The sequence below is a fragment of the Planococcus salinarum genome (assembly GCF_007004625.1).
GTDB classification, from domain to species: domain Bacteria; phylum Bacillota; class Bacilli; order Bacillales_A; family Planococcaceae; genus Planococcus; species Planococcus salinarum.
On the sequence record NZ_VIFV01000007.1, the window covers coordinates 90,760 to 113,403 of the forward strand.

Genomic DNA, 22,644 nt, shown 5'->3' on the forward strand with positions numbered 1-22,644 from the left:
CTGCCTTTTAGTTTCGCAGAATAATTTCAATCAGCCGCCGATATACGACATGCCGATCTTGTTGCGGTTTTTGGCTGTCAGTTCGGTACGTTCATCTGAATAGCGGTCGTCGCGGCGCTGCCAGACCGCGCTGATTTTGCGGAATAATTCAGCGTCGTCCAATCCCGTACGCAGCAATTCCCGGATATCGAATCCGGAATCAGCGAACAGGCACGTATAGAATTTGCCGTCCGATGATAGCCGGGCGCGGGTGCATGTCGAACAGAAGGATTCCGATACAGATGTGATAAAGCCGACTTGCGCGTCACTGCCTTTGAAGCGGTAGCGCTTCGCCACTTCCCCGTAATAATCTTCATCGACCGGTTCGAGATCGTACTCCGCCTGCAGCATTTCCAGAATCTCTTTTTTCGTGACGACTTTTTTGAAGCTCCAGCCGTTGTCGTTGCCAACGTCCATGAATTCGATGAAACGCAGTGTGATGCCACGCTCCTTGAAATAGGCTGCCATCGGCAGGATTTCACTTTCATTGACCCCTTTTTGCACGACCATATTGACCTTGACATCAAAGCCGATTTGCTGGGCGCGATCGATTTGCTTGAGGATCGGATCCGGCTTGACGCCCCGGCCGTTCAGTTGACCGAAAAGCTCCGGGTCGAGCGCATCCAGGCTGATGTTCAGACGTCGAAGCCCAGCCGCGTAAAGGTTTTCAGCGTGGGCCCCGAGAAACAGGCCGTTCGTTGTCAAGCCGATGTCCTCGATTCCCTCCACAGAAAGGATCATTCGCACCAAATCCGGAAGGCCGCGGCGCATCAATGGTTCGCCCCCAGTCAAGCGGATCTTTTTAACGCCCATTGCCGCGAACACGGCCGTGAGTCGATGGATTTCTTCAAACGACAATAATTCCTCTTTCGGCAAAAACGCATAATCATCGCCAAACACTTCTTTCGGCATGCAATAGGAGCAGCGGAAATTGCAGCGGTCCGTCACCGAGATGCGTAAATCGCGGATAGGCCGTTCAAATCGGTCCTGTACTGGTGTCACTGCCATGTTCATCGGCTCCTTTCAAAAAACCCGGTTTGTTGATGTTGCGAAAAGCGTCTGTCTCCCCGACTGCTGAGCTGTCCAGCCATTCGGTCTCCACCTTCGCCATGAATACCATGACCCGCAACTGTTCCTCGTCCAATTCCTGTTCCAAACGATCCAAAATGCGTCCATTCCACAGACTGAATAACGGAATGTCGTGATCGTCCGTCCGAATGGCGGTGATATCCACGCCGGGTGAAGCCGCTTGCATCAGCGCCGAAGTTTCCGCAGCCCCGATGAACGGCATGTCGCACGGCAGGACCAGATACTGCCGCGCCGGACGTTCAGCCATGGCCGTGTAGATGCCGGCAAGTGGGCCAAGACCCGCAAACTTTTGGCTGTCGCTGATGACATCCAAAGTTTGCGGAAAGCGCCCCTTCAATTCCGGTCTCGTGATGACGACGACATGCTCACATACCGCTGCCAATGCATCGTAGGCATATTCGTAAAACGCTTTGCCATCCAGTTCAGCGAAAGCTTTCGGCGAGCCGAAGCGCCGGGACAAGCCGCCCGCGAGCAAAATACCGACTGTTTCTTTCATCCTCCGCTGACCGGCGGGATGAATGCGGCAACGTCACCCGGTTGCAGCCGGTCTTCCGGCAACGCATATTCTTCATTGACCGCAATGCGTGCAGCACCCGCGTCAATGCCGGGATATTTCTCCGCAGCCCATTGCGCCAGCTGTTGAACGGTATAACCCGACAGATTCGCCTGTTCCTGGGAAACGCCTGTCACTTCTTTTAATCCCGCAAAATAATGCACAGTAATCATACCCCGTCTCCTTCCGGCTTTTTCTTCTGGTCACCGATCCATTCTTCGCCGTCTTCCCATATTTCCTTTTTCCAGATCGGCACGATTTCCTTGATGCGTTCAATGGCGTATTCGTTCGCCTCATAAGCCGCTTTCCGGTGGGGCGATGACACGGCAATCACGACCGCGATGTCGCTGATGGCCAATTCGCCGATACGGTGGGCAATCGCCGTTTGGGCACCGGGCCAGCGCTCTTCAATTTCCGCGCCGATCTGCGCCAGTTTCTTTTCCGCCATCGGGACATAGGCCTCGTATGCCAGGTACAGCGTCCGGACGCCTTTTGTCCATTCACGCACATGCCCGGTAAACAAGGTCACTGCTCCCGCTTCCGGCCGCAGGACCATGTCCGCATAATGCTGCGGATCGATTGCATGTGTCACAATTTCAAATGTTTTCATGGCGAGTTCCTTTCCAGCCAATCCGCAAACCATTGCGTGATGCGGTCCGTTTCGTTTCGGGCGATCACAGCGCTGGCGTCGACGTCCACACCTTCGTGCGAAACGACGAGTGCGATCCGGCTGAGCGATTTCAATTCCTCCCAATCGCCGAGCGATCGGAGCAGTACTATTTTTTCATAAGGTGCTTCTTTGAACCCTTCGATAAAGATAAAATCAGGACCATTTTTTGCAGCCATGGCGACCAGTTCTTCGACAGCCGCCTCTTCTTTTCGGACATGCTGCTGAATGGCCCCGCCACCGTAGACAATAGCGGATTCAGCACCGCCATTGAAAAAGCGCATACTGTCCGTTGTTGCCGGCGGCATGTCGAGTGCACCGGCATGGCCGTGATGCTTGACGGCTGCGACCCGTTTGCCGCTTGCCGCCGCCTGACGGATCAGCTCCAGCATCAGCGTCGTTTTGCCGCTGCCCTTAAAGCCGACGACCTGCAGGATCTTCAATTCATCCACTTGGCGGCACCTTCTTCTACACCGAGCAGCAGGACATCGACGCGGTCACCCTTTTGAAAACCCCGGCTGCCGCCCGGCAGGACGATCAATGCATTTCCTCGTGCGATAGATGATACAGCATTCGATTTATTGAAACCAGCCGGACGAACTTCTTCGCCGTCGTAGACCGCGCGGATGAAGCGCGTGAAGGGATTGGCTTTTTCAAAATCTTCCGCGAGCAACGCCGTCGTATGCGGCACGAATGGTTTTTGTGCCCCCATCATTTGGAGCAATGCCGGGCGTACGAATAATTCAAATCCGGTAAAGCAGGCGGATGGATTGCCGGACAGACCGAACAGGAAACGGCCGTCTGCCACGGCGACCGTTGTGACACTGCCCGGACGCATGGCGACTTTATTGAACAGTACTTTCGCGCCCAAGCGTTCGTAAATCGCCGGCAGAAAATCGAAATCGCCGACCGAAACGCCGCCGGTTGTGATGAGGCAATCGGTTTCCTGTGCCGCTTTCTTAACCGCCTGATAACTTTCTTCCAGGTTGTCGATCGACATGCCATACATTTTACAGGCAATGCCCATGCGCTTGAGCTGCGCCATGATCATCGGTCCGTTGCTGTTGCGTATTTTGCCGGGTTCGAGTGCGTCTTCGACGCCGAGCAGCTCGGTGCCGGTCGACAGAATGCCGACGGTCGGCAGTTTCGCCACGGTCGGCTGTGAGTAACCGAACGTCGCCAACAGGGCGATTGTCCCGGGGTTGATCACATTGCCGCTCTCAATGACCACTTCGTCCTTTGCCACGTCCTCGCCTTGCAACGATACGTTTTCCAGTTTTTCAAACGGTTTGCGCAGCGTAAACGTGTCGCCTTCTTCGACCGTTTGCTCAAACATCACGACCGCGTCCGCACCCTCGGGTAATTGGGCCCCCGTCATGATGCGGATGGCTTCAAAAGCATTCAGCCTTTTGTGCGAAACTTCGCCGGCGCCGATATGGTCGATGACCCGGAATGTGACGCGCGATGTGCCGGATGCGCCGGCACTGTCGGCGGAACGGATGGCATAGCCGTCATAAGGCGAGCGGTCGAATGGCGGTACGGCCGACGTCGCAGTCAAAGGCTCCGCCAGAATCCGGCCGTAACTGTCTTCTAATGGCACTTTCTCGGAAGCGAGTGAGCCGGCATGCTGCAGCACGGCGGCAACCGCGTCTTTTACTTGCATAGGGGTTCGTTTTTCCACCACTGGCTCCAACTCCTTATAATCCGTGTTATACTTTCATCATTATATGTGAAAAGGGTGATTTACGTGAGTGAACTAACGCATTTCAATACGCAGGGCCGCGCAAAAATGGTCGATGTTTCCGATAAGGCTGAAACCGTCCGCATCGCCCGCGCACAAACTTCCGTTATCGTGAACAAAGACATTTACAGCCAAATCAAAGACGGGGCGAATAAAAAAGGGGATGTGTTTGCAGTCGCCCAAGTTGCAGGCATCATGGCAGCGAAAAACACTGCCCAAATCATTCCGATGTGCCATCCTCTCGCACTCAGCGGCGTGGATATCGCTTTCGAATGGAATGTTGATGAAGACCGAAACCATTACGAAGTCCGGTTGACCACCACCGTCAAAACGACCGGCCCGACCGGTGTCGAGATGGAAGCGTTGACGGCTGCTTCGGCCACCGCGCTGACCATTTACGACATGTGCAAAGCGGCCGGCAAAGAAATGGTTATTGGACCGACGATACTGCTGCAAAAAAGCGGCGGCAAATCCGGCGATTATTCCCGCGGCTGAAGATGCTTGGTCAACTCAAAGACAATATGGCGGAGTTCCGGCAAAATGAGCTTATCCATTGCCAGGCGCACCGCACCGCGGGACCCTGGCAGCACGAACAGCGCTTTAGTGCCGATCGTTCCAGCGGTGGCGCGGCTTAACAGCGCTCTCGAGCCGACGTCTTCCGTGTAGCTGAGGAAACGGAAAAGTTCGCCAAAACCGGCAAGTTCTTTTTCGAATAAAGGCGCCACCGCTTCGAGTGTGACATCCCGTTTGGCAATGCCGGTGCCCCCTGTTGTAATGACGGCGTCCACGGATTCATTTTCCAGCAGACGCCCAACGGCTTGCCGGATTTCAGCGGCATCATCCCTGACGATTTCATAGGCCTCGATTTCGAGGTCTTTTTCCTGTGCCAATTTCCGGATCAGCTGCCCACTTTCGTCTGTCCGCTGATCCCGTGTGTCGCTGACGGTCAGAATCGCGATGGAAATCGGCCCTGTAGAATGAAAAACTTGTGACATGGTGGAACCTCCTTTTTAGCCGAACAGTTGATGATATATTTTCCGGCCATCCGCTGCATTGCGGATGCCGTGGATGATCATGCGGCCATCGCCGAAAAACACCATCCGGTAACCAAGTGCGCGCAGTTGCACAAAATAAGGGGTGCGTTTGACTTCCGCACCCATTCTGTTGGCTGCAAATTCCGCGTCATCGAGTGTGATGGTGCGCGTTGGATCCGGCAAAATCTGGACCGCTTCCCTGCCGCATAACACCGCGTACAAGCCTTCCGAACTCCGCATGAGTGACGGGAATGCCGGGTTTTCACCGCATGTTTCGCATTGCGCATTTTTGATGCGAGCGATGCCGATGTCGTATTGGGAGTTGTCCCATACATTGAAATAATGCACTTTTTTCCGCATCGCCTGTTCGTTGCCGCTCAGCCATTTCATCGCTTCGGCGCATTGCAGGGCAGCTGTTATCTGGACGGCCGGCGAAATGATGCCCACCGTGTCACAGGTTTCATTGACCGCAGGCAGCACCGGCACCAGGCAGCGGAAACAGGAACCTTTACCCGGTACAAACGGGAAGACGGCTCCGGAACTGCCGACGCACGCCCCGTAGATCCACGGCACACCGTACTTCACGCTGGCATCGTTGATCAGCAGCCGCGTTTCGAAATTATCCGTGGCATCCATGACAAGGGTGCTTTTTTTTATGAGTTTTTCCATCAGATCCGCGCCTAAATTTTCCAGATATGTATGGAGTTTCAAATGTGTCCGAATCGCCTTCAGCCGCTTTTCCGCAGCCACCACTTTCGGCGTCATCGCCGCCGCATCCACTTCTGTAAAAAGCTGTTGGCGCTGTAAATTGGAAAACTCCACGTAATCGCGGTCCACGAGGTGGATTTCACCGACGCCGGCACGTGCCATGGATTCCGCAATGGCCGAACCCAGTGCGCCGCAGCCGATAATCGTGATGACGGCCTCCTGAATGGACGTCTGGCCTGAAGCTCCGATCGGTTTAAATAGGGTCTGCCTCGAGTATCTGTCTTCCAAACTGTCCACCTCTTTCCGTCAATCGCTGTTCTGTCATCTGCCCCCGGTCCACTTTGAGGATGCGGTCTGCGAGTTTTTCCGCATCCGCTTTCAAATGGGTCACAAAAATCACCGGAATTTTCCAGCGCTCGTGGATTTTTTGCAGTTGTTGCTGGCACAGGGCGCGGGTGTCATCGTCCAAAGCGGAAAATGGTTCGTCCAGCAGCAGGATATCGGGTTTTGCCGCCAGCGCCCTGGCCAGTGCGACCCGCTGCTTTTCGCCGCCTGAAATCTGGTGCGGGTATTTATCCAGCAACCCTGCAATGCCGAGCAGCTTCGACAGCTCCGTGATGTGCGTCAAATCATCGCCTTTTTTGGTGCCGTACAATATATTTTCCTCGACCGACAGATGCGGAAACAAGGCATAGTCCTGAAACAGGTAGCCGGTCTTTCTTTTCTGGATTTTCAACGGTTTTTGTCCCTCTTCGTAAAAAACTGCCCCGTTCAACGCAATGCTTCCGGCATCCGGCTGTGCAATGCCCGCGATGCAATTGAGCAGCGTCGTCTTGCCGGAACCCGAGGGCCCGATCAATGCGATGATTTCATCTTTCATCGAAAACTCCATGGCCAGTTCAAAATGATCCAGCTTTTTTCTGAAATTCACAGTAAGCATGCCAGCAGTCATTCCCTTCCGATGCGGATAGCATTTTTCCTGCGCCAATAATTGACCCAGCTGATCGCCGCGACGCCCAGCGCCGAAATGATGACGACCCAGAAAATGGCTTTGTCCATCTGTCCCGCTTCATACGCGAAATAGATCGCCAGCGGTATGGTTTCGGTCAAACCCGGTATGTAGCCGGCGATCATCAGTGTCGCGCCGAACTCGCCGATGGCCCGGGCAAAGGCCAAAATCACACCAGCCAGAATGCCCGGCCACGCCAGCGGAAATGTCACCGTCCTGAATATCTTCCATTCGGAAACGCCCATCGTGCGGCCGACATTTTCCCAGCGCGGATCCACTTTTTCAAATGCCGCGAGTGCGCTTTGGTACATGAGCGGCAGCGACACCACAAACGATGCAATGGCCGCGCCGACCCAGGTAAAGACCACCCGGAAGCCGAAGAGGTTCTCCAGCAGGATGCCAAGCGGCCCGTTGACACCGAACAGCACGATGAGCGCAAAACCGATCACCGTCGGCGGCAACACAAGCGGCAGCAGGATCAGTGCATCGACGAAACTTTTGCCAAAAAAATCTTTCCGGACCATCAGCCGCGCGAGCGCTATGCTGACAATAAACACGCAAACTGTGGCTATTGTGGCCACTTTCAACGACAGGAATAACGGAGACAAATCGTACGGCATCATGGCTTTTTGCCTTCAATCGGCATAAAACCGAAATCCGCAATGATCTGTTGGCCCTCTTCCGACAAGATATAGGACAGGAACTTATCTGCATGCTCCTGCTGACTGGATGCGGCCACCATCGCGGCCGGGTATAAGATTTCTTCGCTTCCGAGCGGCATCATGCTCATGTCCGCCACTTCCGCGGACAACTTCGCGTCCGATGCATAAATGATGCCGGCTTTTGCGTTGCCGCTTTCCAGGTACGTCACGACCTGGCGCGCATCTTTGGCGTAAATGAGCTTCCCTTCCAACGACTGCCAAATATCCAGCGCTTCCAGGGACCTTTTGGAATAGCCGCCGAGCGGCACGCTGGCAGGTTCCGCGATGGCCACTGTGCCATCAACCGATGACAGCACCGCTTCCACTTCCGCGCCTTCTTCGATGTCGGAAGAGGCGGCAATGAGCAGGCCATTTCGGGCGAACGGCGCAACGCTGTCTTTCGTGGCCAAGCCTTTTTCCACCAGCGTTTCCATATCTTCAGTGCTTGCCGACAGGAAGACATCCGCCGGCGCACCGTTTTCGATTTGGTTCCGCAATTTGCTGGACGAACCGTAATTCGCAACAATCTCTACCGCCGGATTGTCCTCGTTGAATCCGGCGGTCAGCTCTTCCACTACCCCGGACAAACTCGAAGCCGCCGACACCATCAAGATTTCTTGTTCTGCCGATGGATTGGCTGTGCAGCCGCCCAAGATTCCCGCGGCAAAAGCCAAAACAAGCAGTTTATTTATTAATCGCATAACGCAACTTCCTCCACCGACCCCAGATTTATATCTCTAATTCCTAGCAATATTGTCATTCTACGCCAATAACATTCAAGAAAGCCAGAAAACTTTACAGAAAATTTGACAAAACAATAAAAATCAGCCGTAAAATCCGAAGATTCCACGGCCGAAGGGTTATTGAATTTTATTCACTGACCACTTTGTTGACGGGTTTGACCGAAGCGGTTTTCGTGAGCGAGCGGATTCGTTTGATATCCACTCGGATGACCAGGGAAATGATCAGAGCGATGACGAACAGGCCGGCGAAGAACAGCAGGCTTCCTTCGTAACTGCCCGTCTGGTCTTTCATGTAAGCCGCAAACATCGGACCCGCAAGACCGGCTGCAGCCCAGGCCGTCAAGATGTAACCATGGATCGCGCCCAGCTGTTTCGTGCCGAAGATATCCGCAATATAGGCCGGAATCGAAGCGAATCCACCGCCGTAGCACGTGTAGACCACTGCCAGCATAACTTGGAACAGCAAGGCATTTGATGTAAATGGCAGTAACGCAAACAACGCGATTTGGATAACGAAGAATGCCGTGTACGTGTTCGGGCGTCCGATATAATCGGAAATCGATGCCCAGCCCAAGCGGCCAAGTCCGTTAAAGATTCCGAGTACGCCGACCAAAGCCGCTGCCTGGACAGTCGTCATGCCGATGCTGTCGATTGCGAGAGGTTTCGCTGCCGAAAGAATGGCAATGCCGCAGGTGACGTTGATGAACAGCATGGCCCATAAGTAGTAAAAGCGTTTCGTTTTCACAGCTTCGTTTGCTGTCAGTTCTGACAAATCCGTTTTGCGCTGAACTTTTCCGGTGTCGAGTTTTTCTTGATAGCCGGCAGGCATCCAGCCTTCCGGCGGTTTTTCAAGGTATAGAGAAGACAGTGCCATGATCGCCAGATAAGATGCACCCAGAATATAGAACGTGTTTTCGATACCGACCGAAGTGATCAGCACTTCCATGATCGGGCTGCTGATTGCAGCGGCAAAACCGAAGCCCATGATGGCCAGGCCGGTGGCAAGGCCCCGGCGGTCAGGAAACCATTTAACCAAGGTTGAAACCGGTGCGATATAGCCGATACCGAGCCCGATTCCCCCAAGCGCGCCATAAAAAACATACAGCAGCGGCAAGGACGAGAGGCCTACTGCAAACCCGGAACCGATAATACCGGTCCCGAAACAGATAGCGGCGACCAGTCCGGCTTTCCGCGGACCATACTTTTCAACGAAACTGCCAAAGAAAGCAGCGGATAATCCCAAAAATAAAATTGCGATGCTGAAAGTAAGCTGAACCTGGCTTGTGGACCAGCCGAATTGATCGATCAACGGGTTGGTGAAGTTACTCCAGGCGTAGACGGAACCAATGGAAATGTGGATCCCGACGGCGGACAATGCGATGAGCCATCTGTTCTTCGGTTTCTTTTTCATGTTTTGCTTTCCTCCTGCTATTCTTTTTTTATGTAAAATGAATTCAGAAAATCCAATTCATTGGTTTTCGCTTGTCGGGATCATGTTGCCGTCTTTCACGCGGACCCGCTGCGGGCCGGAGGAAACGCTTACTTTTATGCTTGCCGAAAGTGTTTGGAAGAAAACTCCAAACAGGAAATCCGGGATGCTAATATTTCAAAATATTAAGACTTTTAGCATCATAGCACCCCGATTTTTATTTGTCACCATTTTTTTTTTCACAAAAATTGATGCTGGGTGCCGACGATACGCTGGGGGTTGGTGTAGACATTGAAGGATTGGCCACGGATAAAGCCGACTGCCGTGATGCCGAGTTCTTCGGCAAGGGTCAGCGCAAGCTCGGTCGGTGCCGATTTCGACAGCACGATTTCGCAGCCGATTTTGGCGACTTTCAGCAAAATTTCAGAAGAGATGCGGCCGCTGAAGACGATGACCTTGTCGGCCACAGGGATGTCGTTCATCAGGCAATGTCCGTAAATTTTGTCGAGGGCGTTGTGCCGGCCGATATCCATGCGGGATACGATGATGCCGTCCGCATCGCAAAGCGCCGCGTTGTGGACCCCGCCAGTCTGCCTGAACATTTCGGCGGAGTCCGCCAGCTGTCCCATCAGGCGGAAACAATTCTCCGGCGTCAGCGTCACGCGCGTGCTGTCCATTTTCTTCGTAATCATCGCATCGTGCGCAAAGACAAATCCCTGCCGGCTCATGCCGCAGCACGAACTGATAAAGCGTTTGTTCTGCAGCTGCTCAAAAAACGGGTACACTTTGGCGGCCGTGATGTGAACCGTCCCACTCTTTTCATCGACCCGGATTTCCTCGATGTCTTTGTAATTCGGGATGATCCGTTCCGAAGCCAAAAAACCGATGGCCATTTCTTCCACGTACTCCGGCGAACAGACAATGGTGATGAATTCCTTGCCGTTGATCTTGATGGTCAGCGGCTGTTCGACCACGACCCGGTCCTCTTTTTCGGTGAATGCTCCCTTTTCATAGCGCTGGATGATGCGCTTCTTATCTTGCTCCATCTGCTTTCACTCCCTCTTCAGGTTGCTGGTCGATGGGACGGTCGAAAAGAAAGACCGACACCGCAATGTCATCCTCCACTTTGATGTCCGAGAACAGGTGGACAAACTTCGCGCCGACCAATTCCTCCATGCCGCACGGAGCTGCTTCGGCGTATACGCTTTGGATCATCCGCGTGCGCGCGGCATGTACCATCTCTCTGCCCTGCGGTGTGCGGGCGATAAATTCTTCCGAAGGGCTCAAGTTTCCGTGTAAAGTTGTAACGGCCATGTCGTTGATGAAAACCGTATGGATGCGCTCCGGCCCTTTGCCAAAAAGGTTTTTCCGGAGTTTGCGGATGATATCGTTGAACTCGTGGATTTGTTTGGACACGATCATCTTCTACTCCTTCGAAAAAAATTTTTTGTAATTATTTGATAAATTGATTGTGCATCATCAATGCATTAGTTTATAATAATAGCATATGTAGGCACCACCGTATTTATTGCGGTAGCGCTTTCACCCAGCAGAATATTGGATTGGTACTTTAGCATGTCCTGTTAAGACACTATTCCACTATGAATCATGTGCACTTGTCAAGTGTATTTTTTCATAGTGGAATTTTTTTATCCAAAATTAACCCGGCACTCCATTACGGAACAGCCCCACAAGGAGGTATATGCATGTCTATAAACATCAACGGCGCGGCTTATGAATTCAAAGAAGGACAGACGATTTTGCAGGTGATCAACGAACTGAAGATTTTGCATCCGCAAATCTGCTACATGCCGGAAGTCGACCCGATCGAAACTTGCGATACGTGCATCATGGAAGTGAACGGCGAACTGAAACGCGCGTGTTCGACAAAAGCCGTTGCCGGCATGGATGTCCAGCTGGCCTCTCCGCGCGCCAAAGAAGCGCAGACTGAAGCGATGGACCGAATTTTGGAGAACCACCTGCTGTACTGTACGGTATGCGACAACAACAACGGCAACTGCAAAATACATAATACCGTCGACATGATGGAAATCGAACACCAGAAATATCCGTTCGAACCGAAATGTTCGGTCGACGAAGTCGATTTGACGAACCCTTTCTACCGCTATGACCCGAACCAGTGCATCGCCTGCGGCCAGTGCGTCGAAGTGTGCCAGAATCTCCAGGTAAACGAAACGCTGACGATGGACTGGAACCGCGACCGCCCGATTGTCCTGTGGGACGGCGGCGCAAAAATCAACGATTCTTCCTGCGTCAGCTGCGGCCAATGTGTCACGGCCTGTCCGTGCAACGCGCTGATGGAAACATCGATGCTGGGTGAAGCCGGCTTTATGACCAAGATTCCGGAACCGGTCATGACACCGCTCATCGAATTGGTGAAAGACGTTGAACCGGGCTACAGCGGAATCCTCGCGATTTCCGATGCAGAAGCCAAAATGCGCGAAACGCGCACGAAGAAAACAAAAACTGTCTGCACGTTCTGCGGCGTCGGCTGCTCATTTGAAGTATGGACGAAAGACCGCAAAATCCTTAAAATCCAGCCGGTATCCGATGCGCCGGCGAATCAGATTTCCACTTGCGTTAAAGGAAAATTCGGCTGGGACTTCGTTAACAGCGAAGAACGCATCACCACGCCGCTCATCCGCAAAGGCGACGAGTTTGTCGAAGCCACTTGGGAAGAAGCACTGGATCTTGTTGCATCTAAATTCAAAACCATCAACGACAGCTACGGCAAAGATTCAATCGGCGTCATTTCTTCTTCGAAAATTACCAATGAAGACAATTACGTCATCCAGAAATTGACGCGCCAGGTATTCCAATCGAATAACGTCGACAACTGCTCGCGTTATTGCCAATCCCCTGCGACCGACGGCTTGTTCCGCACAGTTGGCATGGGTGGCGATGCCGGCACGATCAAAGATATCGCAAGCGCCGGACTCGTCATCATTGTGGGTGCGAACCCTGCTGAAGGGCATCCGGTTCTCGCGACTCGCGTCAAACGGGCACATAAATTGCACGGCCAGAAATTGATCGTCGCCGATATGCGTAAAAACGAAATGGCTGAACGCTCAGACATCTTCATTACTCCGAAACAAGGAACGGACCAGGTATGGCTGATGGCCGTCACGAAATACATGATCGACAACGGCTGGCACGATCAGCGCTTCATTGATGAAAACGTCAATCACTTCGGCGAATTCACCGAAGTGCTGGACCAATATACATTGGAATATGCGGAACAGCAGACCGGCATTGCCAGAGAACAACTGGTCAACATTGCCGAAACGATCCGCGACGCTGACGGCACATGCATTCTTTGGGGAATGGGCGTTACACAGAACACAGGTGGTTCGGATACATCCGCTGCCATCTCCAACTTATTGCTCGCAACCGGCAACTACCGCCGTCCAGGCGCTGGCGCTTATCCGCTCCGCGGCCACAATAACGTACAAGGTGCCTGCGATATGGGCTCACTTCCAGGATGGCTTCCAGGCTACCAGCACGTAACCGACGACAACGCCCGTTTAAAATTCGAAACGGCGTACGGCGTCAAAATCGACGACACACCGGGCATGGACAATATCCAAATGCTGCGCGCTGTCGAAGAAGGCATCATGAAAGCGATGTACGTGGTCGGTGAAGATATGGCGCTTGTAGATTCAAACGCCAACCATGTGGACGAAGTCCTGTCCCAACTGGACTTCTTCGTGGTACAGGATATTTTCTTCTCCCGTACGGCTCAATACGCGGATGTTATCTTGCCTGCCGCTCCTTCACTCGAAAAAGATGGCACATTCACGAACACCGAAAGACGCGTTCAGCGTCTTTACAAGGCATTGCCTGAACTGGGCCAATCAAAAGCGGATTGGTGGATCGTCCAGGAAATCGCCAACCGCCTCGGCGCCGGCTGGAATTACAACCACCCAAGCGAGATCTTCGCGGAAATGGCCAGCTTATCACCACTATTCAGCCAGGCAAATTACGCTTCAATGGGCGGCTGGAGCAGCTTCCTGTGGGGCAGCCTGACTGGCGAAAGCACGCCACTGCTCTACGTGGACGGCTTTAACTTCCCTGACAAAAAAGCGCGCTTTGCGCTATCCAACTGGATCGAACCGGTCGTGTTCCCAGAGGAATATGATCTGCACATCAATAACGGACGCCTGCTGGAGCATTTCCATGAAGGCAATATGACCAATAAATCATCGGGCATCCAATCGAAATTGCCGGAAACGTTTGTGGAAGTGTCGCCTGCTTTGGCCGCTGAACGCGGACTCGAAGACGGTTCGACCGTTCGCCTCGTGTCGCCATACGGCGCATTGAAATTGCCGGTTATCGTCACTGGAAGAGTCAAAGGCAACGAATTGTTCCTGCCGATGAACTCGGTCAAAAAAGAGACGGCCATCAACTTCCTGACCGGACCGGCTGTCGACCAGCGCACCAACACCCCTGCCTACAAGCAGACGAAGGTCCGGATGGAAGTTTTGAAAGAACACGGCAAGCGCCCGTTGCCGCGCTCCAACCCGCGCGACAAGAAACGCAATCCTACGACCGGCATCGAAGTCGAACGGAAATGGGCGCGCGAAGGTTACGTACATTTGACCGATTAAACAGTGGAAAGGTGATGTCCTATGGCGAGTCCGATTAGACAACTGACAAAAAAACAGTTGAGCCCCGATGAAATCCGGCAAAACAAACTGCATGAATTGGAATCCCTGCTGGCTGAACAAGACCAGGCGCTCAATAAATTATTGAAAATCACAGGCGATCTGAACGACGCCGGCATCCTCGACGCCGTGCTCGCGATGGTCAAAGCCAAAGAAGGCATCGCGGAAATCGTCGTCCACCAGGCAACCCGCGAACCCATCACCAACCTCATCAACAATATGATGAGTGCGGCCGGTGCGCTTACCGCCATTGACCCGGCCATGACCGAGAAACTGGCCGCGAGTGCCGCCAACGGCTTGAAAGAAGCCGAAAAGGAACGCACCAATGACAAGAAAATCGGGATTTTCGGGCTGATGAAATCGCTCCGGGATCCGGATATCAACCGCTCGATCAAATTCGGCCTGAATTTCCTGAAAGGCATGGGCAAAAGTCTGGGCAATAAATAATGCACTATAATATAGTAGAAACTCATTTCTGAACGTCATAACTGCATGAAAAAAGAAGGGCATCCGGCTTCGGCGGGATGCCCTTCTTTTTGCGGTTCTGGAAAGGAACTTCGGGCGATTTTCCGGCCCGAAGCCCCCTTCCTGTCCACCTGTACATAAAATTCAATTAAATAAACTGAATATTGCAATAAATAAGATAATGGTGTTATCCTGTAGTTGCTAATGGTTGTTTCAGGCCGCGAACTGTCAATGGATGCATGTTGTCAATCAATTGAAAAGGAGGAAAAGCAACCCGCCGTGTCCGTCGAAAAGCTGGAATGGATGTATGAACAGATGGTGAAGATCCGCTACTACGAAGACCAGATGGTGGAAGCGTATACCGAAGGCAAAACGCCTGTCTTCAACATCGGCGCCAGGGCTGTGCCCGGAGAAATGCATTTGGCCACCGGACAGGAACCCGCTGCAGTCGGCATGTGCGTTCATTTGACGAAAGAAGATACAGTTACAGCTCCTCACCGGCCGCATCACAACGCCATCGCCAAAGGGGTTGACCTGAAGAAGATGACCGCGGAAATCTTCGGAAAGGAAACCGGTCTCGGCAAAGGCAAAGGGGGCCACATGCACCTGTTTGATCCGGAAGTGAAATTCTCGTGCGGTGGCATTGTCGGTGCCGGCATCCCCCATGCTCTCGGCGCGGCAATGACCAGCAAGATGCAGGGCAAAGACTCGGTCGCTGTGGCGTTCATCGGGGAAGGTGCGGCGAATGCCGGTTCTTTCCACGAATCGCTCAATCTTGCAGCGGTCTGGAATTTACCGCTCATCGTGGTTGTGGAAGACAATTCCTACGGCATTTCGGTGCCGAAATCGTCGGCCACTTCTGTCGAATCGAATGACTTGCGGGCTTCCGCCTATGGCATTGCCGGAGCTTACGTGAAAGACAATGATCCCGTTGCCATGTACAAAGCGGCCGAGGAAGCGATTGCCCGAGCACGCACCGGCCAGGGACCGACCATCATCGAAATCGAGACCTACCGCTATTTGGGCCATTTCCAGGGAGACCCGGAATTATATCGGGATCCGGCGGAAGTGCCCGGTCTGCGCCAGAAAGATCCGATTGCGAAACTGAAAAAGATGCTGTCCGAAACCGAGAGCGTCAGTGAAAACGATCTGGAAGCGATGGAAAACCGCGCAAAACAAGAAGTGGATGAAGCCTACCAGTTTGCCAGAGACAGCAGTTACCCGAATCCGGAAGACGCCCTGAAAGATGTTTTCAACTCATAAAACAGCAAAGGAGCCGATCTATTGTGGAAACAGCAAAAAAACGAATGCTAACCGGCAATAAAGCGATGGCGGAAGCGATTGCGCAGGAAATGAAAAGGGACACCAATGTATTTGTGCTGGGAGAAGACATCGGGAAATACGGAGGAATCTTCGGTTCCACCCAAGGGTTGATCGACCAGTTCGGGGCCGGGCGCGTGCTGGATACCCCCATTTCCGAAACCGCCTTTATCGGGGCAGCCATAAGCGCCGCCGCTGAAGGGATGCGGCCGATTGCGGAGTTGATGTTCGTCGACTTTTTCGGTGTCTGCATGGACCAGATTTGCAACCAGATGGCGAAAATCCAGTACATGTCTGGCGGCAATGTCAAACTGCCGATGGTTCTCATGACTGCGGTCGGCGGCGGTTACCGGGATGCGGCCCAGCATTCCCAGACGCTGTATGCGACATTTGCCCATATGCCGGGGATGAAAGTCGTGGCGCCATCCAATCCGTATGATTTGAAAGGCATGATGGTATCCGCGATCCGCGATGACAACCCGGTCGTGTTCATGTTCCATAAATCGCTTCAGGGGCTGGGCTGGATGGAGCAGCTGGATGCCGCCGTCGCCAATGTACCGGAAGAATCCTACACCGTGCCGCTCGATAAAGCAAAAGTCGTCCGTGAAGGACGTGACGTGACGATCGTCGGCATTCAAATGATGACGCATTACGCCGTCGAAGCGGCGGAACGGCTGGCCAAAGACGAAAGACGGCATCGAGGCGGAAGTGATCGATCTGCGGTCACTGGCGCCAATCGACAAAGACACCATCATTGAATCCGTCAAGAAAACGCATCGCCTGCTCGTGGTCGATGAGGATTACCTGTCCTATGGCATGACGGCGGAAATTTCGGCAATCGTCGCAGAGGAAGCCTTCTTTGAAATGGAAGCGCCGATCCGCCGGCTGGCCATTCCGGATGTGCCGATTCCGTATAGCGGCGTGCTGGAAGACTTCGTGATTCCGGGGCCGAATAAAATCTATGACCAAGTAAAAAAGATGATGGACGAAGCTTAACAAAGAACCTGGAGGTGGTGGAATGATCAAAGTCCGATTGCCGAAGTTGGCCGAGGGTGTGGATGAAAGCTTAATGGTGCTGTGGTTTGTATCCGTCGGCGACTTTGTCGAAAAGGGAGATCCCCTGGTCGAAGTCCAGACGGAGAAAGCGGTATCTGAAATACCAGCCGAAAGCAGCGGCACCATCCAGGAAATTGCGGTCCAACGAGGCGAATCTGCAAAAGTTGGAGACGTTCTGGTAACAATCGATCCGGACGGGACGCCCGGCAAACAGGCAGCTGCCCAGGAGGAAGCGCCGTCCCGGAAGGCGGACACTGAAACAGCTTCCGGTGGCCAACCGGCCGGCTCTTTCGTCCGGGTGTCGCCGAGGCTCAGAAGGCTCGCAAAAGATCTCGGCGTCAACCTGGATACGGTGAAAGGCTCCGGGCCCAATGGCAGCATCACCGAAGAAGACATTCGGGATGAAGCGGGGCTTTAAGGAAACTCATAAAACAAAAAAACAACCGCCATTCCTTTTTGGAATGGCGGTTGTTTGCGGTTGGATTATAAGTTGTTCTCCCTGCTTATTCCTTACTCAGCAAGGCTCTTTCTCACTCCGGTTTACAACTTCGCGGTCGTGCCGCCATCAATCATAAATTCCGCTCCTGTGGAATGGCTGGAATTGTGTTTGCCACAGAGACTTATTTTCCCCGGACGTCGGCGTTTTCTTAACTATAGAAGGACCGTTTTTTATAACAACCAAACTCCCCAGCCTCGCCCAGTGAAATACGGGCACGGGCTCTCTGCCCGCATGTGTGGATCCTGAAAAACCAATGGGGCTTTTAAAATCAAGCGATAATAAGAAAAATCTGCTGTTTTTCCACTCTTCTTTGAATTTAATAGTACATTCTATAGGTGTCTGAATAAAACAAATAGTATAATAATATCATTTTCAGAATATTTATAGAACTATTGTGTAAATTAAAGTAAAATTACAAAGATTGGAATAGAATTAGTTATAAGGAGGTATCACTCAACACAGCACTATTCCGTCGAAGGTTCCAAAAAAATACGAATTTAAGGGGCAAACATGAATGCAGCAGAATTTTAAGCGTTTTTCGATTTATGCATTGATTTTCCTATTGGCAATCTCGTCGTTCGGCGGACAGGGTTTTGCTAATACTTCAACACCTGACTCTTCACCGGCGACACTGCACCTCAATGAAGGTGCCACTGCATTAGAAGAACTGACTGTCATTGTTGAACTGGACGCGGAATCGATCTTACAGGCAAAACATAACGGAAAGAGTCAAAGTGAACAATTCTTAAGCAAGGAGCGCGACCGGATTCTTGCTGAATTGCAGGAAGACGGCGTTTCGGTTGAGCTGATCCAGGAATACGATACTGTATTCTCAGGCTTCTCGATTGAAATCGCTTCAAGCGATCTAAATACATTAGCGGAAACCGCTGGCGTTAAAGCGGTTTATTCCAACCAGGAGTACCTGGTCACGCCGTTTGATGCGGCGTCGATCGATCCTGAACTTTACAGCCCGCAAATGTTGGACAGCGCACCGTTCATCGGTTCTGATGACGCATGGGCAGCTGGCTATACAGGCGAAGGCGTTACCGTAGCAGTTCTTGATACCGGTGCTGACTACACGCACCCGGATCTGGCGCACGCTTTCGGCGACTATAAAGGCTGGGATTTTGTAGATAACGACAACGACCCACAGGAAACACCTGCGGGCGACCCACGCGGAGCTTCAACGAACCACGGTTCTCACGTATCGGGTACGATTGCAGCTAACGGCAACATCAAAGGTGTGGCACCTGATGCTACGCTTCTTGCCTACCGTGTTCTTGGACCTGGCGGCAGAGGAACAACAGCGAACGTAATCGCTGGTATCGAACGCGCAGTTACTGACGGTGCAGACGTGATGAACCTTTCTCTTGGCGCAGCAGTAAACGACCCTGATTATGCAACAAGCATCGCGTTGGATACAGCGATGGCTGACGGCGTGGTTGCAGTCACTTCTAACGGCAACAGCGGTCCTAAAAACTGGACAGTCGGATCTCCGGGAACTTCCCGTGAAGCGATCTCAGTTGGCGCAACACAACTTCCTTACAATATGTACAGCGCTGAGCTGTTCACTTCTGAAGGTGTAACTTATCCTTCAGCTGCCACAATGGGCTTCCCAAATGAAGAGGCGCTTCTGGCGTTGAATGAAGGCGAATATGAATTTGTTGATTCAGGTCTTGGATCATCAGCTAACTTTGCAAATGTTGACGTTGCAGGCAAAATTGCGTTGATCTCACGTGGTGATTTCGCGTTTGTCGACAAAGTGCAAAATGCTAAAAACGCCGGAGCAGTTGGCGTTGTGATGTACAATAACGTGGCAGGCGAAGTGCCGAACGTTCCAGGCCTAGCACTTCCAACAATCCGCACAACACTGGCGGACGGCCAAAAACTGCTTGCTGAATTGGCAGCAGGAAACAACACGATTTCATTTGATATCGAATTCGCTCAAGCAGTCGGCGAAACGATGGCAAGCTTCTCATCACGCGGTCCCGTTATGGACACGTGGATGATCAAACCGGACGTTTCAGCTCCTGGAGTTGCAATCGTCTCAACAGTTCCAACGCATAATCCGGCGAACCCGCACGGCTATGCTTCAATGCAGGGAACTTCAATGTCAGCACCGCACGTAGCGGGAGCAGCAGCGTTGGTTCTTCAAGCGCATCCTGACTGGGACGTAGACTTTGTCAAAGCGGCGTTGATGAATACTGCAGAAAAAATCTACGATGCAGACGGCACGCTTTACCCGCATAACTCGCAGGGCGCAGGAAGCATCCGCGTTCTTGATGCCATCAACACAGAAACATTGGCACTTCCTGGCAGCCACTCTTTCGGAATCTTTGAAAACAATGACGACAAAGAAGTGAAGCGCCAGAAATTCACTGTCCATAACCTTTCGGACGAGCGCAAAAACTACTCGATCAAATTCACTGGACACGAAGGCATCAAAGTTCAAACAAGCAAAAACCTTCAAGTGCAGCCAGGCAAAACACAGGACCTGAACTTCAGTGTCCAAGTTGACGCAGGGAAATTGGCACCTGGATACTACGAAGGAACATTCATTTTGAGTGACGGTACGCAAACAATTGAAGTACCAACAATCCTGTTTGTTCAACAGCCGGATTACCCGTTGATCACTTCAATCGCTTTGGGCCTTTCAGGCGGTAACCTTGTCGGCAACGTGAACTTGCCGGCTGGCGCAGACCATTTTGAGCTTCGCATCCGCAACGCAGCAACAGGCGAGTTATTGACAACAACAGCTCAAGCAACAGATCTGCCACGCGGCTTACACTCATTCACTTGGGATATGACGATCGACGGAGCGCCATTAACTCCAGGCGGTTACCAAATCAATGCGTACGCGAAAAAAGGTGACAGAGATATCGAATTTGTCGGCGGCGTTCTGACAATCAACGCTGAATAAATTCAATAACACATGAACACAAAAGACGGGGGATTTCCCCCGTCTTTTTGTGCGGGGAAAATTAATCGCCCCTGTAGTGGGGCTTCAATTCCCTTTCTCATCAAGCGAGGCCTTTGTGCCAGTAACTTTTTCTAATCGCCCCCCTTTTAGGTTCTTTGTTTTGCCACCTGTCCATTTCCCCTTGTATGGAAGCGCTGTGACCAGCATGCTCGTTCAATCTGTTCACAAACTTTTCACGCGCCACCAGGCCAGGCTGTGAGAAAGGTCACATCCGGAATTGGGAGTATTTGTTAGAGTTGAAGTGACATGAAAGGAGTGTTCGACATGATGAAAAATATCGGCTATGCCAGCATTTTCTTATTGATACTTGCTGTCGTGGCCATCGGTGTTTTGAACAGCGAACTGTCTGCTGAGAAATCCAAATCAGCGGAAGTCCAACCAGACAGCACCGAAACAACCCAAACACAAGAAGCAACGGCAGGGATTTCGCATGCCCCCCCATCTTTGGAAAACGTGCCGAAAGGGCCGGAAGGTGAAGCGGTGAAACGGGGCTATGAACTCGTCAACAACACATCTGAAGTGCTGCGCGCGGATGCGGCCAGTGTGGAAGACGGCCAAGAGCTCATCAATGCATTATCCTGCACGAGCTGCCACGCAGGAGCAGGACTCGAGGAAGATTCTTCGTCGCTCGTCGGAATGGCTTCCGCTTATCCGATGTACATAGGCCGCTCCGGTGAAATCGTGACACTGGAAGAACGCATCAACGGCTGCATGGTCCGCAGCATGAACGGTGAAATGTTCGCGGAAGATGATGAGGACATGGATGCCATGATCGCTTATTTCACGTACATTTCGGAAGGCATCCCTGTAGGCGCCGACATGCCATGGCGCCATAACAATAATATGGAAGATGTTCCGCTGCCGGATGTCAATAACGGCGAAAAGCTCTATCAGTCCAGTTGCATTGCGTGCCACGCTGCGGACGGCTCGGGAACCGGCTCGAACACCGGTCCAGCCGTTTGGGGAGAGGGCTCGTTCAATGACGGCGCAGGACTCGCGCGCATGTCGAAAATGGCCGGTTACTTGCAGAACAACATGCCAAAAGGCGCTGAGCAGACTTTATCCGACCAGGAAGCGAGTGACCTCGCTGCTTTTGTCCTATCGCAGGACCGCCCGGAATGGGAAGGCCATGAGCAGGACTGGCCAAATGGCAACCGCCCGCCGGATGCCATGACCAAAGAACGCCGCGACCAGGTCAAGGACGGTACGATCGACTGGAATGAAGTGCTCGGAAAAGGAGCCGAATAAACAGCAGAACACCCATCGCCTGATTCGGCGATGGGTGTTCTCTTTTCTATTCATCTATCGGCTTTTGCGCAGCAAGCTGGATGACGTGCGACAACCCCTTGTGCATCTTTCCTTCATTCCGTTCAACTTCGCCCGTAAAGAAATGGACGAGGCGGAAATCGGCAAATGCCGCCAGCACTTCTTCCGGCCGATACAGGAACGATTCTTTTTTCGGTCCCCCTGTGCCAAATTTGAGCTGCTCTTCAGAATACACTTCCATCAGGAAATAGCCGCCCGGTTTCAAAGCGCGCCGCACACCCTCAAAGGTTTTCTGTTGGACTTCTTTCGGAAAGTGGCCAAACACACAGATGATTTCATCCCATTTCCCTTCAGGCCATTCAGCCTGCGCCAAATCCACTTCCGCAACGAAAACGCTGACTTTCCGCTCCTGTGCCAACTTCTCTGTTTTCGCCAGACCGCTCTTTGCAAAATCCCAGGCGGTGACGCGCATGCCCTGTTCGGCAAGATGGACCGCGTTACGGCCTTCCCCTTCCGCTATCGCGAGTGCATCTCCTGTGAGTCCAAGTTTTGCATGCATCATTTCGATGAATTCATTCGGCTCCGTGCCGTATAAATAATCGTCTTCCTGAAAACGTTCGTGCCATGTAGTCATACCGGTGCCTCCTAAAATCGTATTGC

Annotated in this window: 22 protein-coding genes and 1 pseudogene; 8 read left to right on the top strand and 15 right to left on the bottom strand. The window is 52.4% G+C overall.

From position 1 onward, the window contains the following. Positions 1 to 30: 30 nt before the first annotated feature. From moaA to DIJ65_RS06160, 6 genes are read right to left on the bottom strand one after another with little or no spacing between them, the layout of a single operon-like run. Positions 31 to 1,047 (bottom strand): GTP 3',8-cyclase MoaA, encoded by a 1,017-nt coding sequence (moaA, locus tag DIJ65_RS06135; protein WP_071151921.1) that lies wholly within the window; start codon positions 1,045 to 1,047, stop codon positions 31 to 33. Continuing rightward, entirely contained in the window at positions 1,016 to 1,624 is a 609-nt protein-coding gene (gene mobA / locus DIJ65_RS06140) for a molybdenum cofactor guanylyltransferase (RefSeq protein ID WP_071151920.1), read from the bottom strand. The genes moaA and mobA overlap by 32 nt, the downstream gene beginning before the upstream one ends. After that, a complete protein-coding gene (moaD, locus tag DIJ65_RS06145; RefSeq protein WP_071151919.1) occupies positions 1,621 to 1,854 on the bottom strand; it encodes a molybdopterin converting factor subunit 1 in 234 nt (77 codons plus the stop codon). Before moaD ends, mobA begins: the two co-directional genes overlap by 4 nt. Further along, on the bottom strand, positions 1,851 to 2,291 hold the full coding sequence (locus tag DIJ65_RS06150; RefSeq protein WP_071151918.1) for a molybdenum cofactor biosynthesis protein MoaE: 441 nt from the start codon (positions 2,289 to 2,291) through the stop codon (positions 1,851 to 1,853). The genes moaD and DIJ65_RS06150 overlap by 4 nt, the downstream gene beginning before the upstream one ends. Continuing rightward, complete coding sequence (mobB, locus tag DIJ65_RS06155; RefSeq protein ID WP_071151917.1) at positions 2,288 to 2,800, bottom strand: molybdopterin-guanine dinucleotide biosynthesis protein B; 513 nt, start codon at positions 2,798 to 2,800, stop codon at positions 2,288 to 2,290. Before mobB ends, DIJ65_RS06150 begins: the two co-directional genes overlap by 4 nt. Further along, positions 2,788 to 4,032 (bottom strand): molybdopterin molybdotransferase MoeA, encoded by a 1,245-nt coding sequence (locus DIJ65_RS06160; RefSeq protein WP_071151916.1) that lies wholly within the window; start codon positions 4,030 to 4,032, stop codon positions 2,788 to 2,790. Before DIJ65_RS06160 ends, mobB begins: the two co-directional genes overlap by 13 nt. 63 nt (positions 4,033 to 4,095) lie before the next feature. Here DIJ65_RS06160 and moaC point away from each other — a divergent pair, with 63 nt between their 5' ends. Continuing rightward, complete coding sequence (gene moaC, locus DIJ65_RS06165) at positions 4,096 to 4,584, top strand: cyclic pyranopterin monophosphate synthase MoaC (RefSeq protein WP_117299958.1); 489 nt, start codon at positions 4,096 to 4,098, stop codon at positions 4,582 to 4,584. Here the strand turns inward: moaC and DIJ65_RS06170 are convergent. The 8 genes from DIJ65_RS06170 to DIJ65_RS06205 form a co-directional block, all read right to left on the bottom strand. Further along, positions 4,569 to 5,084 (bottom strand): MogA/MoaB family molybdenum cofactor biosynthesis protein, encoded by a 516-nt coding sequence (locus tag DIJ65_RS06170; RefSeq protein WP_071151915.1) that lies wholly within the window; start codon positions 5,082 to 5,084, stop codon positions 4,569 to 4,571. The two genes, moaC and DIJ65_RS06170, sit on opposite strands and share 16 nt — an antisense overlap. Positions 5,085 to 5,099: 15 nt before the next feature. Beyond that, on the bottom strand, positions 5,100 to 6,119 hold the full coding sequence (locus DIJ65_RS06175) for a ThiF family adenylyltransferase (RefSeq protein ID WP_071151914.1): 1,020 nt from the start codon (positions 6,117 to 6,119) through the stop codon (positions 5,100 to 5,102). Beyond that, complete coding sequence (locus DIJ65_RS06180) at positions 6,085 to 6,771, bottom strand: ATP-binding cassette domain-containing protein (protein ID WP_117300081.1); 687 nt, start codon at positions 6,769 to 6,771, stop codon at positions 6,085 to 6,087. The genes DIJ65_RS06175 and DIJ65_RS06180 overlap by 35 nt, the downstream gene beginning before the upstream one ends. An 8-nt stretch (positions 6,772 to 6,779) precedes the next feature. Then, positions 6,780 to 7,463, bottom strand: a complete 684-nt coding sequence (gene modB / locus DIJ65_RS06185; RefSeq protein ID WP_071151912.1) for a molybdate ABC transporter permease subunit — start codon at positions 7,461 to 7,463, stop codon at positions 6,780 to 6,782. Continuing rightward, entirely contained in the window at positions 7,460 to 8,242 is a 783-nt protein-coding gene (gene modA, locus DIJ65_RS06190) for a molybdate ABC transporter substrate-binding protein (RefSeq protein ID WP_071151911.1), read from the bottom strand. The genes modB and modA overlap by 4 nt, the downstream gene beginning before the upstream one ends. 169 nt (positions 8,243 to 8,411) lie before the next feature. Next, on the bottom strand, positions 8,412 to 9,695 hold the full coding sequence (locus DIJ65_RS06195; RefSeq protein WP_071151910.1) for an L-lactate MFS transporter: 1,284 nt from the start codon (positions 9,693 to 9,695) through the stop codon (positions 8,412 to 8,414). A gap of 257 nt (positions 9,696 to 9,952) precedes the next feature. Continuing rightward, entirely contained in the window at positions 9,953 to 10,759 is an 807-nt protein-coding gene (gene fdhD / locus DIJ65_RS06200) for a formate dehydrogenase accessory sulfurtransferase FdhD (protein WP_071151909.1), read from the bottom strand. Further along, positions 10,746 to 11,129 carry a Na-translocating system protein MpsC family protein gene (locus DIJ65_RS06205; protein ID WP_071151932.1) on the bottom strand — a complete coding sequence of 128 codons (384 nt, stop codon included), beginning with the start codon at positions 11,127 to 11,129 and terminating at the stop codon, positions 10,746 to 10,748. The genes fdhD and DIJ65_RS06205 overlap by 14 nt, the downstream gene beginning before the upstream one ends. Positions 11,130 to 11,419: 290 nt before the next feature. On the opposite strand from DIJ65_RS06205, the gene fdhF reads away from it, so the two are divergent. The 7 genes and pseudogenes from fdhF to DIJ65_RS06240 all read left to right on the top strand — a co-directional run bounded on the left by fdhF (position 11,420) and on the right by DIJ65_RS06240 (position 21,966). Further along, complete coding sequence (gene fdhF / locus DIJ65_RS06210) at positions 11,420 to 14,341, top strand: formate dehydrogenase subunit alpha (RefSeq protein ID WP_117299956.1); 2,922 nt, start codon at positions 11,420 to 11,422, stop codon at positions 14,339 to 14,341. A 21-nt stretch (positions 14,342 to 14,362) separates the two neighbouring features. Beyond that, positions 14,363 to 14,845, top strand: coding sequence for a helical membrane plugin domain-containing protein (locus DIJ65_RS06215; protein ID WP_117299954.1), 483 nt, complete (start codon positions 14,363 to 14,365; stop codon positions 14,843 to 14,845). A gap of 249 nt (positions 14,846 to 15,094) precedes the next feature. Next, positions 15,095 to 16,126 carry a thiamine pyrophosphate-dependent dehydrogenase E1 component subunit alpha gene (locus DIJ65_RS06220; protein WP_117300079.1) on the top strand — a complete coding sequence of 344 codons (1,032 nt, stop codon included), beginning with the start codon at positions 15,095 to 15,097 and terminating at the stop codon, positions 16,124 to 16,126. Positions 16,127 to 16,170: 44 nt separating this feature from the next. Next, positions 16,171 to 17,179 (top strand): annotated as a pseudogene (locus DIJ65_RS06225) (alpha-ketoacid dehydrogenase subunit beta). A gap of 22 nt (positions 17,180 to 17,201) precedes the next feature. Continuing rightward, positions 17,202 to 17,657 carry a biotin/lipoyl-containing protein gene (locus DIJ65_RS06230; RefSeq protein WP_117299952.1) on the top strand — a complete coding sequence of 152 codons (456 nt, stop codon included), beginning with the start codon at positions 17,202 to 17,204 and terminating at the stop codon, positions 17,655 to 17,657. A 595-nt stretch (positions 17,658 to 18,252) separates the two neighbouring features. Beyond that, a complete protein-coding gene (locus DIJ65_RS06235) occupies positions 18,253 to 20,658 on the top strand; it encodes a S8 family serine peptidase (protein ID WP_117299950.1) in 2,406 nt (801 codons plus the stop codon). A 324-nt stretch (positions 20,659 to 20,982) separates the two neighbouring features. Then, a complete protein-coding gene (locus DIJ65_RS06240; protein WP_117299948.1) occupies positions 20,983 to 21,966 on the top strand; it encodes a c-type cytochrome in 984 nt (327 codons plus the stop codon). A 46-nt stretch (positions 21,967 to 22,012) separates the two neighbouring features. Here DIJ65_RS06240 and DIJ65_RS06245 read toward each other — a convergent pair whose 3' ends face one another. After that, on the bottom strand, positions 22,013 to 22,618 hold the full coding sequence (locus DIJ65_RS06245; RefSeq protein WP_117299946.1) for an SAM-dependent methyltransferase: 606 nt from the start codon (positions 22,616 to 22,618) through the stop codon (positions 22,013 to 22,015). Between the last annotated feature and the right edge of the window lie 26 nt (positions 22,619 to 22,644).

Excerpts from the sequence above, each read along its gene's own strand:
- DIJ65_RS06235 (WP_117299950.1), top strand. The coding sequence starts at position 18,253 with ATGCAGCAGAATTTTAAGCGTTTTTCGATTTATGCATTGATTTTCCTA.
- DIJ65_RS06240 (WP_117299948.1), top strand. The coding sequence starts at position 20,983 with ATGATGAAAAATATCGGCTATGCCAGCATTTTCTTATTGATACTTGCT.
- DIJ65_RS06180 (WP_117300081.1), bottom strand. The coding sequence starts at position 6,771 with ATGCTTACTGTGAATTTCAGAAAAAAGCTGGATCATTTTGAACTGGCC.
- DIJ65_RS06150 (WP_071151918.1), bottom strand. The coding sequence starts at position 2,291 with ATGAAAACATTTGAAATTGTGACACATGCAATCGATCCGCAGCATTAT.
- mobA (WP_071151920.1), bottom strand. The coding sequence starts at position 1,624 with ATGAAAGAAACAGTCGGTATTTTGCTCGCGGGCGGCTTGTCCCGGCGC.
- moaD (WP_071151919.1), bottom strand. The coding sequence starts at position 1,854 with ATGATTACTGTGCATTATTTTGCGGGATTAAAAGAAGTGACAGGCGTT.
- fdhD (WP_071151909.1), bottom strand. The coding sequence starts at position 10,759 with ATGGAGCAAGATAAGAAGCGCATCATCCAGCGCTATGAAAAGGGAGCA.
- modA (WP_071151911.1), bottom strand. The coding sequence starts at position 8,242 with ATGCGATTAATAAATAAACTGCTTGTTTTGGCTTTTGCCGCGGGAATC.
- moaA (WP_071151921.1), bottom strand. The coding sequence starts at position 1,047 with ATGGCAGTGACACCAGTACAGGACCGATTTGAACGGCCTATCCGCGAT.
- DIJ65_RS06245 (WP_117299946.1), bottom strand. The coding sequence starts at position 22,618 with ATGACTACATGGCACGAACGTTTTCAGGAAGACGATTATTTATACGGC.
- DIJ65_RS06230 (WP_117299952.1), top strand. The coding sequence starts at position 17,202 with ATGATCAAAGTCCGATTGCCGAAGTTGGCCGAGGGTGTGGATGAAAGC.
- modB (WP_071151912.1), bottom strand. The coding sequence starts at position 7,463 with ATGATGCCGTACGATTTGTCTCCGTTATTCCTGTCGTTGAAAGTGGCC.
- fdhF (WP_117299956.1), top strand. The coding sequence starts at position 11,420 with ATGTCTATAAACATCAACGGCGCGGCTTATGAATTCAAAGAAGGACAG.
- DIJ65_RS06170 (WP_071151915.1), bottom strand. The coding sequence starts at position 5,084 with ATGTCACAAGTTTTTCATTCTACAGGGCCGATTTCCATCGCGATTCTG.
- DIJ65_RS06195 (WP_071151910.1), bottom strand. The coding sequence starts at position 9,695 with ATGAAAAAGAAACCGAAGAACAGATGGCTCATCGCATTGTCCGCCGTC.
- DIJ65_RS06220 (WP_117300079.1), top strand. The coding sequence starts at position 15,095 with ATGGATGCATGTTGTCAATCAATTGAAAAGGAGGAAAAGCAACCCGCC.
- DIJ65_RS06215 (WP_117299954.1), top strand. The coding sequence starts at position 14,363 with ATGGCGAGTCCGATTAGACAACTGACAAAAAAACAGTTGAGCCCCGAT.